At 69.9% G+C, this 15,461-nt stretch carries 11 protein-coding genes and 1 tRNA gene; 5 read left to right on the top strand and 7 right to left on the bottom strand.

Features of this window, described 5'->3' with window-relative positions:
• Window positions 1–105: 105 nt before the first annotated feature.
• The gene (locus tag ENSA7_RS36765) at window positions 106–1,761 is read right to left on the bottom strand and encodes an adenylate/guanylate cyclase domain-containing protein (RefSeq protein ID WP_106094105.1); all 1,656 of its coding nucleotides are present in this window, start codon (window positions 1,759–1,761) and stop codon (window positions 106–108) included.
• A gap of 206 nt (window positions 1,762–1,967) precedes the next feature.
• Window positions 1,968–2,456 (bottom strand): hypothetical protein, encoded by a 489-nt coding sequence (locus ENSA7_RS36760; RefSeq protein ID WP_106094075.1) that lies wholly within the window; start codon window positions 2,454–2,456, stop codon window positions 1,968–1,970.
• A 171-nt stretch (window positions 2,457–2,627) separates the two neighbouring features.
• Here ENSA7_RS36760 and ENSA7_RS36755 point away from each other — a divergent pair, with 171 nt between their 5' ends.
• Complete coding sequence (locus ENSA7_RS36755; protein WP_181234463.1) at window positions 2,628–5,966, top strand: methyltransferase domain-containing protein; 3,339 nt, start codon at window positions 2,628–2,630, stop codon at window positions 5,964–5,966.
• Between the two features lie 67 nt (window positions 5,967–6,033).
• On the opposite strand, the gene ENSA7_RS36750 is transcribed toward ENSA7_RS36755, so the two are convergent.
• A tRNA-Leu gene (locus ENSA7_RS36750) sits at window positions 6,034–6,115 on the bottom strand.
• A 76-nt stretch (window positions 6,116–6,191) separates the two neighbouring features.
• A complete protein-coding gene (locus ENSA7_RS36745; RefSeq protein ID WP_106094073.1) occupies window positions 6,192–6,404 on the bottom strand; it encodes a DUF5818 domain-containing protein in 213 nt (70 codons plus the stop codon).
• 72 nt (window positions 6,405–6,476) lie between these two features.
• Between ENSA7_RS36745 and ENSA7_RS45600 the strand changes: the two genes are divergently transcribed.
• Together ENSA7_RS45600 and ENSA7_RS36735 are read left to right on the top strand one after the other, a co-directional pair.
• Window positions 6,477–8,978: a peptidylprolyl isomerase gene (locus ENSA7_RS45600; protein ID WP_244924028.1), complete on the top strand. Its 2,502-nt coding sequence runs from the start codon at window positions 6,477–6,479 to the stop codon at window positions 8,976–8,978.
• Between the two features lie 29 nt (window positions 8,979–9,007).
• Window positions 9,008–9,748: a bifunctional hydroxymethylpyrimidine kinase/phosphomethylpyrimidine kinase gene (locus ENSA7_RS36735; protein ID WP_106094072.1), complete on the top strand. Its 741-nt coding sequence runs from the start codon at window positions 9,008–9,010 to the stop codon at window positions 9,746–9,748.
• 251 nt (window positions 9,749–9,999) lie between these two features.
• Here the strand turns inward: ENSA7_RS36735 and ENSA7_RS36730 are convergent, their stop codons facing one another.
• Both ENSA7_RS36730 and ENSA7_RS36725 read right to left on the bottom strand, forming a co-directional pair.
• Window positions 10,000–11,685, bottom strand: coding sequence for a leucine-rich repeat domain-containing protein (locus ENSA7_RS36730; RefSeq protein WP_106094071.1), 1,686 nt, complete (start codon window positions 11,683–11,685; stop codon window positions 10,000–10,002).
• Window positions 11,686–11,727: 42 nt separating this feature from the next.
• Window positions 11,728–12,594: a TatD family hydrolase gene (locus ENSA7_RS36725; RefSeq protein ID WP_244924033.1), complete on the bottom strand. Its 867-nt coding sequence runs from the start codon at window positions 12,592–12,594 to the stop codon at window positions 11,728–11,730.
• A gap of 72 nt (window positions 12,595–12,666) precedes the next feature.
• Here ENSA7_RS36725 and ENSA7_RS45595 point away from each other — a divergent pair, with 72 nt between their 5' ends.
• Together ENSA7_RS45595 and ENSA7_RS36720 are read left to right on the top strand one after the other, a co-directional pair.
• Window positions 12,667–12,999, top strand: a complete 333-nt coding sequence (locus ENSA7_RS45595) for a hypothetical protein (RefSeq protein ID WP_244924034.1) — start codon at window positions 12,667–12,669, stop codon at window positions 12,997–12,999.
• 362 nt (window positions 13,000–13,361) lie between these two features.
• Window positions 13,362–14,792: an FAD-binding oxidoreductase gene (locus tag ENSA7_RS36720; protein ID WP_106094069.1), complete on the top strand. Its 1,431-nt coding sequence runs from the start codon at window positions 13,362–13,364 to the stop codon at window positions 14,790–14,792.
• An 11-nt stretch (window positions 14,793–14,803) separates the two neighbouring features.
• Here ENSA7_RS36720 and ENSA7_RS36715 read toward each other — a convergent pair whose 3' ends face one another.
• The gene (locus ENSA7_RS36715; protein ID WP_106094068.1) at window positions 14,804–15,412 is read right to left on the bottom strand and encodes an RBBP9/YdeN family alpha/beta hydrolase; all 609 of its coding nucleotides are present in this window, start codon (window positions 15,410–15,412) and stop codon (window positions 14,804–14,806) included.
• Window positions 15,413–15,461: the final 49 nt, after the last annotated feature.

Raw genomic sequence — 15,461 nt, 5'->3', positions numbered from 1 at the left:
GCCCCATGACGACTTCGTCGGCATGGGGGGAGGGGCTGCGAAGCCCCTCAATAAAGAATTAGTAGTAAATCCTCTAGATTTGGAGTTCCTCCAAATCTAGAGGATTTACGGCTCTTGAGTGGTGCGGAAGGGGGCGGTGGGGTTGCGTCGGGCGACGGAGGGGACCTCTAGGTCTTGCTCCTGCAGGCCCGTGATGTTCCAGATCTGAATCGGCTCCGCCTTACCCTTGACGGTGACCGGCTCGCGCTGCTCGCCGATCACATACGCCTGGCACTGCGACATGGTCGAGGGCGAGATGATGATCTCGGCCGACTTGGCGACGCTGCACAGCCGCGCGGCGATGTTCACGGCGTCGCCGATCACCGTGTACTGCAGCGTGCGCGACGACCCGATCGCGCCGGCGATCACCCGGCCGGAGTTGATCCCAATCCCGATCCTGATCGTCTCTTTGCCCTCGCTGGCGCGGGTGAGGTTGAACTCCTCGAGGGCCTTGAGCATGTCGAGGGCGCAGCGGACCGCGCGGACCGGGGCGTCGGGGAGCTCCACGGGGGCGCCGAACAGGCCGATGATCTCGTCGCCAACGTACTTGTCGAGGGTGCCGCCGTGCTTGAACAGCACGTCGACCATGAACTCGAAGTAGTTGTTGAGGGTCTCGACCATCTCCTCGGGCGTGTGCCGCTCGCTCATCGAGGTGAAGCCGCGGATGTCGGCGAACAGCATCGTGACCTCGCGGTTGGCCCCGGCCTGATCGAGGGTCAGCGCGCCCGAGACGATCTGGTCGACGAGGTTGGGGGACAGCAGGCGCTGGAACTCGGCCCGGGTCGCGGCCTCGTGCTCGATCTTCTTGGCGAGGCGGAAGTTCTGGATCGCGATCGCGGCCTGGGTGGCGATGCCCGAGAACAACAGCAGATCTTTGTCGGTGAACGCCCCGCTGGCCAGCATCGAGTCGACGTGAAACGCCCCGACGAGCTGGTCGGCGACCAGCAGCGGCACCGCCATGGTCGAGCGGATGCCCTGCATGATGATGCTCTTGGCCGCCTTGAAGCGCTCGTCGACCATGGCGTCGGACGACAGCACCGCGGCCTTGTTGCGCTTGACCTCGTCGAGGATCGTGTTCGAGAGCTTGATCTCTTCGTCGGCCCGCTTCTGACGCACGTAGGCCGGCGTCAGCATGTCGGTGTCGGGATCGTAGAGCAGGATCACGGCCCGATCGGCGCGGATGATCTGAAAGGTCTCGTCGACGATCTGCTGCAGGAGCATGTCGAGGTCGGTGCCGACCGCGAGCTTCTGCGAGAGCTCGTGAGCCACCCGCAGCTTCTCGTAGTCGGCCTTGAGCACCTCCATGTCGGTGATCTCGGCGACCGGCACGAAGCGCTTGCTCGCGTCGATGCGGTTGCGGACCTCGCTCTGGACCTGGCCCGGCATCATCGTGACGCGGCCACGGTGCGCCTGCTGTTCGGCCTGCTGCGCCTGCGGGTTGTCTTCGGCGAACGCGAAGTTGGTGTTGCCCAGCTGGATCCGGTCGCCGTCGTTGAGCACGGCCTCGCCGATCCGCTCGCCGTTGACCAGGGTGCCGTTGAGGCTGCCCGCGTCACGCATGACCCAGCGACCGTTGGGTGCCAAGGTGATCCGAGCGTGCTCCTTCGACACGATCCGATCGAGCACCTGGATGCTGTTGTCAGGATGGCGACCGAGCGTGTTGAACGCGGTCAGGGGGTACTCGACGGTCTTTTCCCCCAGCAGGATGAGCTTACCGGACATCGCCTCGGACGGCCTCGCGCACAGAGCGTAGGTCACCGGGGCTTGGTAGATCAACCGGGGTCGGAGCGGCGTCACCAGGCGCTCGCGGGGACCCCTCGCGTGACCAGCCAAACCCCGCTGTAGGGCGCGTCCTGGGAGCTTTTGGCGCGACCGACCTGGGTCCACTCACGGGGTCGCCGCAGGGGCGCGAGCACCCGGGCGGTGGTTCACGGCGCGTTGGGATCGACCGGCAGCTCGTCGCCGATGTTCGCCGAGTCGAGCTCGCGGCCTTCGCAGGTCCACGCCGTGCCGCGCCCCTGTCGGGTACACAGGATCTCGAGCTCGTTGACGACCTCCTTGGGCTCGCCGAAGGGCAGGTCAATCCAGTCCGAGTACAGCGCCCCGAATCGGATCTGGTCGTCGTCATCAACCTCGATCCAGTACTCGGACTGCGGATCCTGGACCCCGAGCTCCTCGATGTCGTTGCGCATCTCGGACAGCATGTGGTCGACCAGCTTGGGCTCCGCCAGCATCCGTGAGGCCTGGCCAGTGAACTCCGAGGAGGTCTCATCGAGCACGCGCATGACCTCGCCCTTGCGAAAGTAGGCCGGGATGTAGATCCACAGCACGTAGCCGCCGCCGATCAACACCGCGAGGATGACGATCACGACGATGTTGAACTTGCGCGGCTTCTTGTACTTGACGGGCTCGTTCACGGCTTGATTGTACCCCCGCGGCCGGCACGGCTGGCGCCGACGGTGGAGCGTCAGCGCGCTTCGATGCGCCGGGCCCGGGTCCCGACCCCCGAACTGCACGTCCGTAGAGCCCCCAAGGATCACGGCTGTGGGGGTCTGAGAAACCGAGTATCATGCGGGCCCGAAGCGCTCGTGTTCCACTTGCCCGCATACCTCGCGCTCGAGCGCTGGGTACTCGCCCGAACGGTCGTGGTGATCCAGCCCAGCGGGCCGGAGGGGCCACGGCGGTTGCTGAGCGCGGGAGCGCGCAGGGTGTTGGTGATCGGCGGCGACTTTCCGTCCGAGGCGGGCATGGAGGTGCGGCCATCGAGTGGGTCGCGCCTGCCCCTGCGTGACGAGAGCATCGACATCGTGATGTGCATCGAGGCGTTCGGGCGCCTGCGGTCCACGGATCGACGCGAGCTGCTGCGCGAGAGCCATCGGATCCTGCGTGACGAGGGCATGTTCTGCGCGTGGATCGAGCAGCGCGAAGCGGAGGCGTTCGGGCGCACGCTGGCCGGCTCGTCGCAGGTCGATTTTTGGGCCCTCGAAGATCAGATCAACGCCGTGTTCGCCCGGGTCGACATGCTGGCGCAGATGCCCTGGCAGGGCTTCTCGGTCGCGCCGATTCTCGACGAACGGGATGAACGGCACGAACGGGATCCCCAGGAGCCGCAGCTGGCGTTGCGCGAAGATCTGCTGGTCGAGGCTCCGGAGGCCTCCCACTTCCTGGCGATCGCCAGCAAGAGCCGCACCCCGGCCGGCCTGTCGCGCGAGTGCCTGCTGATCCCGCTGCCGCGCGACGAAGTGTTCGGCGGCCCCGATCCCCGGGCGTCGCGCGACGGGGCCGAGATCGAGGAGCTCCGCGACGAGCTCGACCGGCTGCGCGAGGAGCTGAGCCTGCGCGCGGCCAAGGTCGCCGCGGCCCACGGTCGGGTCCGCGAGCTCGAGTCTCAGCTCGAGGCCCTGCGCGCGCGCACCAGCGAGGTCGAGGCGGCCGAGATCGATCGCCTGCGCGACGGCCTGACCGAGGCCGAGACCCAGCTGAGTATCTTCCGGGCCCGCGAGCAAGAGCAGGGCCTGCAGATCGCCCGGCTCGAGGACGAGCGCAGCGATCTGCTCTCGAACCTCGACGCCGCGCGCAGCGAGCAGAGCACGGTCGGGGCCAACGTCGCCAACACTCAGGCCGAGCTGCGCCGTGAGCTCGACGCCGTGCGAGCGCGGGCCCGCGAGGCCGAGGACAGCCTGCGCGCGGCGGACGAGCGGCTGCGCAGCCAGGCGACGGACTTGCAGATCCTCAGCCGGACGGGCGGCGAGCAGGACAAGGCGGTCGAGCGCCTGACCACCCAGCTCGACAGCGAGCGGCAAGCCCTCGAGCAGGTTCGGTTCGAGGCGCAGCGCCAGCGTGAGCGGCTCGAGTCACTCGACGCCGAGCGCGAGGAGCTGCGCCGCCAAAACGAGGTGTACGTGGCCGAGCGCGAGGGCGCGCGCAAGCTCGCCCAGCGGATGGAGGCCGAGCTCGAGGTCGCCGGTCGCCGAGCCAAGGAGCAAGACCTGGCGCTGGCGGCCAAGATCGAGGAGGCGTCTCGGCTCGCGGGCGAGTTCGAGGCCGCGCGCCGCCGCCTCGCGGAGGCCGACAAGGCTCTGGCCCAGACCCGCACGCGGGCCGAAGAGCTGACCGCGACCGCCGCGCAAGGGGCCGAGCAGGGCCGCATGCTCGCCGACGTTGCCGTCGACCGGGATCGGATCCGCGACGAGCTCAGCCAGCGCAACCGGCAGTTCGAGGAGCTCGAGAGTCGGCTGTGGGAGACCCGCGAGGCCCTGCAAAAGGAGCGGCTCGAGGGCGTCCGGGTCAGCGGTGAGGTCGAGCGGCTGCGCGAGCAGGTCGAGCGATCGCGGGCCGAGGAGCAAAAGCGCACGCGCGAGGTCGAGGAGCTCGGTCGCGAGCTGCGGCAGCTCGAGGTCGGCAAGGCCGAGCTCGCGGCGCTGCTGCGTGCGCGCGACGAGCAGCTCGCCCGCCTGCAGCAAGAGACCACGGCGCTCGCGGGTCAGTCGGCCGACGTCGACGAGCTCCGGACTCAGCTGCGGGCCCGCAACGACAAGCTCGCCAACCTCACCGAGCAGCTCGCCGCCGTCGAGGCCCGGGACGAGCGCGCCAGCGCGGAGTCCAGGCAGACCAAGCAGGCGCTCGACCAGGCCAGCGAGCGCGTCACCAAGCTTCAGGCCGAGCTCGAGCAAGAGCGCGCGAGCGCGGCCATGGTCCAGGGCGAGCTCGACGTCAAGCTGGTCGAGATCCAGCAGCTCGGCGGGACCGTCCAGGATCTGCAGACCCAGCTCGAAGAGTCGCGCGAGCTGACCAAGCAGCGCGAGGGCGAGAAGGCCGAGCTGCAGCGTCAGCTCGAGGAGGCGGCGGCGATCCGTGACAGCCTGCGTCGGCAGCTGCGCGAGCGCGAGCTCGAGAATGATCGGCTGTCGACCGGTCAGGACTCGCACTCGCTCGAGCTCTCGCAGCTGCGGCGCGAGCTCGAGGCCGCGACCGAGGCCGCGGATCAAATCGAACAGATCGAGCGGGGCGAGGCCGACGGTCCGAGCGCCGACGAGCTCGCGACCTGGCCCGACGCGGCTCGGCGCGAGCTCGGGCGGCTGCGCTCGGAGCTGGCTGCCCGGACCCGCGACCACGCTCGCGAGCTGACCACCGCGCGCGCCGACGGGGCGGCCGCGGCCGCGGGACCGGGCGTCGACGGTGATCGTGTGCGTCGGCTGCGGCTCGAGGTTCAGGTCCGGACCGCGGAGCAGGAGTACATGCTCGCGTCGCTCGACTCGGCCGAGCAAAAGATCTGGGAGATGACGGACGCCTCGGATCGCAACGCCGCCCGGTTCGCCGCCAGCTTGGCCCAGCTCGAGAAGCACAAGGAGACCGTCGACTCGCTGCTCGACGAGCTCGAGGTCACCCGCAACTTGCTGGCCGCCGAGCAAGCCCGCGCGCTCGAGCAGGAGCGCATGTTGGCCAGCGAGCGGGCCAAGCTGGCTCGCGCGGGGATCGGCGCCGAGGGGTTTCCGGCCAGCGCCGCGAGCGAGGACGATCCGTTCGCAAACTTCGACGGCGAGGATCTGCTCGACCTCGGCAAGATCGACGACGAGCCGCCCGGCATGCCCAACACGTCCGGCAAGTCCGGCAAGCCGGCCAGCGTGCTGTCGGGCAAGTCCCCCGCGCGCCGAGCCGGCTCGGGGACGGCTGGTCAGCAGCGTCCGACCGCCCAAGAGTTAGATCACGCGCTGGCCAGCCTGACCGACGACGACGAAGACGACGGCGACCGGAGGCACAAGCGACGGGCCCAGGCTGTCGAGCCGGACGCCCCGACCGCCCGCACGCGCGCGCGGTCGTCGTCGAGGGCGCGCGCCGCAGCCCCGAGCCAAAAGCCGCCCGAGCGCGCACCCAACCGGGCCCGACTCACCGTTGAAGCCGTCGACGACGACGAGTGGGAAGACTGAAGCCCTGAGCGCTTCCTGAGCGCTTTAAAAAAACAAACCCGAGTCGTGGGACTCGGGTCTGTCAGGTTGCGAGGAAAGGGACTTGAACCCCCACGGCCGAAGCCACACGGACCTGAACCGTGCGCGTCTACCAATTCCGCCACCCTCGCGCGGACTGCCCTCATGGAGGGGGCAGGAAGCTAATCTGAGCCACGCCGGGCGTCAACACCCTGGGGCCGATTTCTCTCACAGAGTCTCGATCGACTCGACCTCGAGCGCTGGACCGCTCATGTGGATCCCAAAACCCCCGCGTTCGACGCGGCCGGTGACCCGCACCCGCTGGCCAACCTGCGGCTGGGCGCCGCTGAGCCGATAGACGTCACCCTTGTCAGTAACGAGCTCGAGGAAGCCGCCTTCGAGGTCGTTGTGGCGCACGGTCCCGGTGAACTGTTTGGACATGCGGGGCAGTGTACCGGGCGTCGGGGCCTGCGCTACTGTCGGAACACCTTGCGGCGCCCGGACCAACTGTCGATGTTCGCCACAGCCCTCGGGTTGGCGCTGGTGTGGGGCTCGGGTTGCCAGGGCTCGACCAGCTCGGGAGTGTCGTCGGCCCAGCAGCAACAGGCGCCGGGCGAGGCTCCCGCCATGATCGACGAGGGCCCGGGCCTGCCCAGCTGGGGCGCTCGCGTGCCCTCGCTCGCGACCGACGCGGTGCTCGGCCCCGAGCTGGCGCGTTCGCCGATGGCGCCGCAGCTGACTGGGTTGCTCGGCCCCAGCCACGCCGAGGACGGCGCAGGAGCCCAGCAGCGAGAGCGCGGCCTGTGGTCGCTGGCGCGGATCGGCGGCGAGGAGGCCCGCGAGCGCCTGCTGGTCGAGCTGGATCGCGGCGACAGCCTCGCGCTCGCGGCGGCGGCGCTGCTGGAGGTCCCGCGCCACGACCCCGGCGGCGCGCCCGAGCCCCTCGCGGGAGGCCCGTGGGGGCTGCTCGAGGACGCCCTGTGGACCCGCTACGCGGTCACGGATCCAGGCGCGCTCAGCCACCAGCGCGCGCTGCTGCTGGCGATCGCACGGATCGGCGGCGCCCGATCGATCACTCGTCTGGGGGTCGACCTCGCCGAGGTGCCGGGCCCGGATCACGGGCCCGAGGTCGTCGCGCGCTGGTCGGCCGCGATGCAGACGCTGGGGATCGTGTGCGCCCGCGGGCTCAGCCTCGAGCAGACCACGGGCAAGGCCATGAGCGCCGGACTGCAGCTGCGGTCCGGCGTGGATCCGGCGGTCTCCGAGGCCGCCCTCTATGCCCTGAGCCGCTGCGCGCGATCGTCCGGCGAGCTGCTGGTGGAGTCGCGCGAGCTGTTGGTCGAGCGCCTGACCCCGCACGTCGAGCGCCCGGCCAGCCCGACTCACGCGATGCTGGCCTGGCGGTCGTTCGCGGCGCTCGGCGAGCTGCCCGAGTCGATCCCGGCGGGGATCCTGGCGCGGACCGACGCGCCGTCGTGGGAGGTCGAGGTCGAGGCCGCCCGCGCGCTCGGTGGAGATCCCCGCGGCGCCGCCTCGCTGCGCGAGCGACTGGCCGCGCTGCCGATCGAGTCGTTCTCGGGGCCGCGGCAGCACGTCCTGATCGTCGGCCTCCAGGCGATGCGCGGGGGCGTGGCCGCGGCCGCGTCCGAGTTTGACCCGGCGCTGGTCGAGCTCGCCGATCAACTCGTGATCGGTCGGCGCAGCGAGGATCCCCGGCTGCGCAAGGCCTCGGCGCTGGCGCTGTGCGAGCTGCGGTTGCTGCAAGCGATCCGCAGCGGACGGATCGACGCGCTCACGCGCTGCCACGAGCTGGACGGCGCCCCAGCGGTCGAGCTCCCGATCAGCTTGCTGGTCAACCTCGAGGTCGAGGCGCTGCTGCGCGCGACTCGAGCCGACGCGCCCGGGACCAGCAATAATTTGGGCACCGCCGAGATCGACGACGAGGCCGTGATCGCCGATCGGGTCGACGACGCGCCGCATGATCCGGGACGCCAAGCCCGGATCGCCCGCCTGCTCGAGCTGGCCCGGGCCAGCGACCCGGCCCGCGCGACCCCGGCCCTGCACGCGCTGGCCGAGATCGACGATCCCAGCGTCCTCCCGGCGCTGCGCGTGGCCCTGCTCAGCCCCGATCCGGGCGTCCTGGCGGCCGCGGCCACGGCGATCGCGGTCCGCTCGGTCGACGCGAGCAAGCGTGATCTCGAGGTCGTGACCCTGCTCGAGGAGCTCGTCGTCCAGCGCTCGAAGCCCGCCGAGCTCGAGGCCCGCCTCGCCGGGATCGAGGCGCTCGGGGCTCTGGCTCGCAACGCGGTGGCGAGCATCGATCCCAACCCCGCTGCCGCCAGCGCGCCCGGCCCGGCGCCGACCAGTCCATGGCTGGCGCGGACGATCCTCCCGCTGGCCGCAGACCCTCACGTCGCCGTTCGTCGCCAGGCACGAGAGGCGCTGCTGGGGCACGAGCAGCTGCTGCTCGAGTTTGATCTGGCCGAGCGCAGCGCGGCGCCGACTCGGCTGTCGGCGTTCGGCGAGCGCGTGGCCAGCGACGTGCTCGCCTATCTCGCCGGGGCGCCCGTGGGTCTGCGGGTGGTGACCAGCGCGGGCAGCTTCACGATCGCGTTCACGGGCGTCGAGGCGCCGATCAACCAGTCCAACCTGGTCGCGCTGGCCGACGCGGGCTTCTACGACGGGCTTGGGTTTCATCGGGTCGTGCCCGGCTTCGTCGTGCAGGGCGGGGATCCACGCGGGGACGGCTACGGCGGGCCCGGCTACGTGGTCCCCTGCGAGTGGTCGAACCTTCGCTACGAGCGGGGGACCGTGGGCATCGCGTTGGCCGGCAAGGACACGGGCGGCTCGCAATTTTTCGTGACCCAGACCGCGCAGCCGCACCTCGACGCGCGCTACACCGTGGTCGGTCAGATCTCCGAGGGGCTCGAGGTCGTGGACTCGCTGTTGCCTGGGGATCACATCGAGTCGGTGCGGGTCCTGTACGCGAGCGCCGATCGGAGCGAAGGTCAGTGAGCTCGCGGCCGCGAGCTGGGGGCGCGCGCGTGGGGCTCGCGATCATCGGCGGCATGGATCCGACCGGCGGCGCCGGCCTGCTGCGAGACGAGTGGACGATCGCCCAGCGGGCGCCCGAGCTCGAGGTGCTCGCGGTCTGCACGGCCGTGACTCGACAAGGCCACGGCGCGCCAGCCAGCAGCGCGAGCGCTGACGCCGACACCCTCGCGCGCGAGCTGGCCGACGCCGCCAGCTACCCGCAGCTGCGCGCGGTCAAGCTCGGCATGATCCCCGCGGATCGCGTCGAGCAGATCCTGGCCTTCCTCGCCAGCCTACGCGCCCGCGAGCCTCGCCCGCTGGTCGTGTGTGATCCTGTGATCGCCGCCAGCGACGGCGGCCGCCTCGGTCCCTCGAGTCGCGCGTTGTTCGAGCTCGCGGCCCGCGTCGACCTGCTGACCCCCAACCAGTCCGAGGCCCGTCAGCTGCTCGAGCACGGCCCGCTGCCGAGCACCACCGCGACCTTGTTCAAGGGCGAGGCGGTCGAGGATCGGCCCGACCGGATCCGCGATCGCCTGCAGCAAGCGGGCGCGGCCCAGTTCGTGCTCGAGCGCCCACGCGTGAGCGGACCCGATCCGCGCGGGACCGGCTGCGCCCTCGCCAGCGCGATCGCCTGCGAGCTGGCCCGCGGTCGCTCGCTGATCACCGCCGTCGTCGCGGGCGTCGCCTGGCTCGACGGCGCCCGCCGACGCCTGACCCCAGGCCCCGACAACCGCTGGCACCTAGAGCGGTAGGTGAATCACCCGGCCGGGCGATCGGGGTATGAGAGAAAGCGGAGCGTTCCCCAGTCGTCCGGACCTCGAGCCTGAGCGAAGCGAAGGTGGCGTAGCGCGCGGAGGCGAAGCCGAGCACGGTACGCGTCCGGGCGATTGGGGTATGAGAGAGCGTTCCCCAGTCGTCGGGACCTCGAGCCTGAGCGAAGCGAAGGTGGCGTAGCGCGCGGAGGCGAAGCCGAGCACGGTACGCGTCCGGTCGATTGGGGTATTTACGGCAAAGCGCGGGTTCCCGCGAGGTTGACCGCGTCCAGGTTTGGGAGCTGATCGAGCTTCGCGGCGCCCTGGGCCGTGATCACGGTCTCGGCCAGGTTCAGGCGTTGGAGCTGGTCGAGCTCGAGCAAGTAGGGGATCGCGGCGTCGGTGATCAGCGTGTGATCGAGGCGGAGCTCTCGCAGCGCTCCGAGCTTGGCCAGGTGCGCGACGCCCTCGTCGACCACGTCGGTGTGGTCGAGCTCGAGCACCTCGAGCGCCTGCATGCCCTGCAGATTGAACAGGCCGTGCTTGGTGACCCGGGTGTGATGCAGCTCGAGGTAGCGCAGCCGGGTCAGCGGCGCGAGGTGGACCAGGCCCTCGTCCGAGATCGCCGAGCCGCCGAGCCCGAGCCACTCGAGCGCGACGAGGGTCGCTAGCTGGGGCGCCGCCGCGTCGCCGAACCCAGCGAGCTCCATGTCGAGGTAGCGCAGCCCCGTGAGCCCGCCGAGCCCTGTAGCCTCGGGATCCGCGAGCGTGCCCGGACCGAGCACCAGTCGCTCGAGCGGCAAGGTCGCGAGGGCCTCGAAGCCGGCGGCGTCGATGTCCCGATATCGGATCGTGAGATCGCTGAGGGCGTTGAGCCCGGCCAGCTCGATCAGCCCGGCCGAGCTGATGTCCGAGCGCTCGAGCACCAGGGTCCGCAGCCCGGTCAGCAGCTGCAGCTGGCGCAGGCCCTTGTCGCCGAGCCGCGGGCAGTTGCAGATCAGCTCGTCGAGCGGGAGCTCGCGCAGGACGATCGGCGAGCCGTTGTTGAACCCCGGGCCGGACCACTCGAGCTGATGCAGGTGGTCCAGGGTCTTGATCTGGTGCAGCGAAAAATTGCCGACTTCGCTGTCGATGACCGCGAGGCGCTCGAGCTTGCTGGCCTTGCCGACCCGGATCATCGTGTTGTGGGCCACCCATGGGCCGACCAGACGGATCTCGCGGATGTCGGTGAGGATCCGAAACAGCTCCGAGACCGGGCTGTCGTCGGCGAGCTCGCGCAGGGTCAGGGAGCGCGGCGAGATCTTGCGGCTGAGTGGCTTGAGCGCGTCGGGCTCGGCGTGAACGCGCGTCAAGGTCAGCGCCTCGAGGCCGTGCAGCTGCGAGAGCCGGGCGACGGTCACCGCGTCGAGCTCGAGGTCGACGAGCTCGAGCTCGCGGAGGCGCTCGCCGAACGCCGACAGACCGGCGTGAACCGCCGCCTGACACCCGCTGATCCGCAGCGCGACCAGCTGGGGCGCTCGCTCGGCGAGCACGTGCAGATCGAGGCCCTCGCAGCGGGGGCTCGACAGCGCGGGCACCGGGGCCAGGGTGGCCTCGCCGGTCTCGCCGGACTCGTCGGACTCGCCGGTCTCGCCGGTCTCGCTGGGGACCGGGAGCTCGAGCGGGCGCTCCTGTGAGTCGCGCTCGCTCATCGCGAGATCCAGAAATTCGATGGTCGAGAGGTCCGCGTCGGCGAGCTGGGAGGCGTCGGCGATGACCAGCCTGCGCAGCGTCTGGGTGCGCGCGTGGGTGTCGACGGTGATCGGCGGGCTGCGCTCGGGGACGGCGGCCGCGGCTTCGCTGGGTTGCTCGCTCCCGCACCGACACCCGCTGATCGACGCGAGCGCCGCGAGCACGAAGATCAGCGCGAGCCAGGCTCGCGGTCGGGAGAGACGCACGGGCTCGTTTCTACTCGTTCGTCGCCCGGTGAGCACGGATGATCACGGCGACCGCTCGGGATCTTCGCCGTCGAATTCGTGCAGGGCGAACGGCTCGTCGATGCCAAACACGCGGCGCCCGTTGTCGCGGGTCAGCGTCGCGATCTCGGCCACGTCGACGCCGCGCAGCTCGGCCAGCCGCCGCGCGACATCAATGATGAACGCCGGCTCGTTGGCGGCGGGCCGGCGACCCGGCGGCGTTTGATCCGGCGAGTCGGTCTCGAGCAGCAGGCGATCGTCAGGCACGGCGCGCGCGGCCTCGACGACCTTGCGAGCGTTCTCCACACACACATTGGCGGCGAACGAGATGTAGTGGCCCGCCTCGACCAACCGACAGGCCGTCTGCGCGCTGCCGGAGAACGCGTGCATCACCGACGGCGGGGTCGGTCGCTCACGCAGCACTTCGAGCATGGGCCCCTGAGCCTTCACGCAGTGAATCGACATCGGCAGCCCGGTCGTGCGCGAGAGCTCGACCTGGGCGCGAAACACCCGGACTTGGTGCGCGCGGGTGTCAGGGGTTCGAGCGCGGGCGAAGTCGAGGCCACACTCGCCCACCGCCCGGAGCTTGGCGCGCAGATCCGAGCTTGCGGAAAAAACGCGTTCATATAATTCCTCAACTATGGTAGTGGACTCACGGGGCGTGATTTCACACACAAAATACGGATGCAGACCCCATGCCACGTAGAGCCGGAGCCCTCGAGGGGGGGTCATTTTCGCCAGTGTGTCCCAGTCCGCGCGATCGACCGCGGGCGCCAAAACTGCGCGTACACCGGTTTCTCGGGCCCTCAGCAACAAGTTGGCGACATCTGGGCAGCGTCCGCTGCGCGAGCGCTGTATGTGGGCATGTGTGTCGAAAAAGTACAGTGGCACTGTAACCTCGCGCGATTGACGCTGTGCGCGTCTAGCTGTAAAAATCCGTCGTCCCCCAACCCAGGAAACAACATGCCCAACAGCAAGATCGAACGTGTCCTGCGCCACGATGGCATCGTGGCCGTACTTGATTGGTTCACTGACCCCGCACACAGCGGCGACCCCGAGTGGGTCGGTGATGATCGGTGGAACCCGATTGTCATGGAGGCAGTGAAGCTCCGGCAAATCGCCCAAGAACCCTCCGTCCGTGTCCTCGTCGGTGACCACGCAGTCCTCGTGTCCGGCGACGATAAGCACGTCGTGGGGGTTGTCTTCATCAAGGGGCATCCCGTGGTGAAGTCGGTGGTTCGCATGGTGCGGCAGCTGCTGCGTCCGCGCGCGAGCCAACCCAGCGTGTCTGTCTGAGACTCCGAGCCTCACGGCCAGGAAGGGTCCGTGAGTCGACCGCGCGCCACCCCGGAAGTCGGGGGCGCGCGGTTTTTGTTGGAGCCGATCGGTCTTCGAGCAGAACTGGGGCAAATCGCACCAAGGCCGGTGGCGCATGCGCATCCCGCCCGCCAAAATTTCGCGGGCAGCGCAACGACCAGAACGATCACAATTGGCCACCAAAACGACCAGTCCGGTGACCACGGGTCCAAGCTCGACGTCGGCGGTGCCGCCGGGGGTCAAACCCGACAAACCTAACACATGAAATCGCCGGCGACCACGGTCTCGAGCCGCGCGAGCCACCCACGGCTGCGCGTGGGTTCGATGTAGCTTCGCCCGAGATGTCCCCCCACCAAGGCTTTCGACGCGCCGATGACGACGGCTTCGTAGAGCGTCTGCGCGCCCTGATCGGCGACGACGTCATCATCGAGGGCGACGACCTGGCCTACTACGGCAGCGATCGCTGCAGGGGCGGCTGGCCGGTGGCCCCGGGCGCGATCGCGTTGCCACGCACGATCGAGCAGGTCCAGGCGATCGCGCGGCTGTGCACAGAAGCCCGGGTAGCGATCGTCCCCTCGGGCGGCCGCACCGGGCTGACCGGCGCCGCGACGGCGACCAACGGTGAGCTGGTCGTGTCACTCGAGCGCCTGAGCGCGATCCTCGAGGTCGACGGGCCGAGCCGACTGCTGCGCTGCCAGGCCGGGGCCACGGTCCAGGCCGTGCAAGACGCGGCGGTGGCCCACGCCCTGACGTATCCAGTCGACTTCGCGGCCAAGGGGTCGGCCCAGATCGGCGGCACGATCGCAACCAACGCGGGCGGCGTGAAGGTCATCCGCCACGGCCTGACCCGCGAGCGGGTCGCGGGGCTCGAGGTCGTGCTCGCCGACGGTCAGCGGCTGTCGCTCGGGGGCGCGCTGGTCAAGAACAACACCGGGTATGACCTGCGCCAGCTGTTCATCGGCTCGGAAGGCACGCTGGGGTTGATCGTCGAGGCCACGCTCTCGCTGACCCAGCCGCCCGCGGGTCACGTGGTGGTGATCTGCTCGCTCGCGAGCGACGCGGCGCTGTCGCAGCTGTTCGCGCGCCTGCGTGGGTCGTCGCTGACCCTGTCGGCGTTCGAGTGCTTTGACCGCGGCTGCGTCGAGCACGTCGTCGCCCACCGGGGGGTCGATCAGGCCGGCCCGCTCGCGCAGCTTGGCCCGATGCAGGTGTTGATCGAGGTCGAGCACGACGGCGATGGCGAGTCGACCCAAGACGCGCTGATGGAGCTGTTGGGCGAGGCGCAAGAGGCCGACGAGCTGCTCGACGCGGTCGTCGCTCAGACCGAGACCCAGGCCCAGGAGCTGTGGGCATGGCGCGAGGACATCTCCGAGTCCCTGCACGGACACACGCCGCACAAGGCCGACGTCGCGGTGCCGGTTCGCGAGGTCGCGCGCTTCATGTCGCGCTGGCGCGAGGCCGTGGCCGCCGCGCTGCCCGAGATCCCGGCGCTGTGCTTTGGTCACGTCGGCGACGGCAACCTGCACCTAAATTTGTTGCGGCCCGCAGACGTGAGCCTCGAAGAATTCCTGCGGCGCTGCCACGGCTTCGACCCGACCATGTACGGGCTCGTGCGCGAGTTTCAGGGCAGCGTCTCGGCCGAGCACGGGATCGGCTTGCTCAAGCGCGAGTATCTCGGTCACACCCGCAGCGCGATGGAGATCGCCGCGATGCGAGCGATCAAGCAGATCTTCGACCCGCTCGGGATCCTCAACCCCGGAAAGCTGTTTTAGACTGGCCGGGCTCAGGTGAGGCGCTCGCGTACGAGCTGGAGGACGGCTGGTTCCTGGGCGCCGTTGAAGTGCCGGCCGGCCTGGATCACGCGAACGTCGGCGTCCAGGCGCTGCTCCCAGGTGGCCTTGTTGGTCCGCCAGTCGCTGGTGAAGGGATCGTCGCTCGAGAGCAGCACCGTCACGCCGCCGGCCGTGTTGGACTGCAACGAGGGCAGCGCGATCGAGGTGTCGATCCACGGGCGGATCGACGGCCACGGCTCGTCCACCACCCACCAGCCGGCGATGCACAGCAGGTGCTCGGGCCCGACCGGTCGCTCGCTGTCGCCGCCCCCGCCGGAGTCACTGGCGCGCAGCTCCGCGAGATAGCGCAGCAGCGCCTGACAGCCGACGCTGTGACCGACCAGCAGGGTCGAGCGCAGATCCTCGGCGCGCGTGCCCAAAGCCGACTGCAGCGCGGCGACGCACTGCTCGATCACCGGGGCGTCGGGGTTGGGCAGCTCGACGACCTCGACCTGCAAGCCGGCGCCCGGATCCTCGGCCAGCTGCGCGCGCAACCATGGGTACCAGTCGTGTTGGCCGTGGCCACCCCAGCGCGGCACGATCACCACCCGCTTCGTCATCGTCGCCGCCTCACCGACCCATCATCGCGCGAACCGGCCGCAGCAACCA

It is taken from the genome of Enhygromyxa salina, from assembly GCF_002994635.1.
GTDB lineage: Bacteria > Myxococcota_A > Polyangia > Nannocystales > Nannocystaceae > Plesiocystis > Plesiocystis salina_B.
Note: the sequence above shows the minus strand (reverse complement) of the source record. Positions and strands in the feature narration are given on the sequence as shown.

Coding starts and splice junctions, on each gene's coding strand:
- ENSA7_RS36765 (WP_106094105.1), bottom strand. CDS start 1,761: ATGTCCGGTAAGCTCATCCTGCTGGGGGAAAAGACCGTCGAGTACCCC.
- ENSA7_RS36745 (WP_106094073.1), bottom strand. CDS start 6,404: ATGTCCAAACAGTTCACCGGGACCGTGCGCCACAACGACCTCGAAGGC.
- ENSA7_RS45600 (WP_244924028.1), top strand. CDS start 6,477: ATGTTCGCCACAGCCCTCGGGTTGGCGCTGGTGTGGGGCTCGGGTTGC.
- ENSA7_RS45595 (WP_244924034.1), top strand. CDS start 12,667: ATGCCCAACAGCAAGATCGAACGTGTCCTGCGCCACGATGGCATCGTG.
- ENSA7_RS36720 (WP_106094069.1), top strand. CDS start 13,362: ATGTCCCCCCACCAAGGCTTTCGACGCGCCGATGACGACGGCTTCGTA.
- ENSA7_RS36715 (WP_106094068.1), bottom strand. CDS start 15,412: ATGACGAAGCGGGTGGTGATCGTGCCGCGCTGGGGTGGCCACGGCCAA.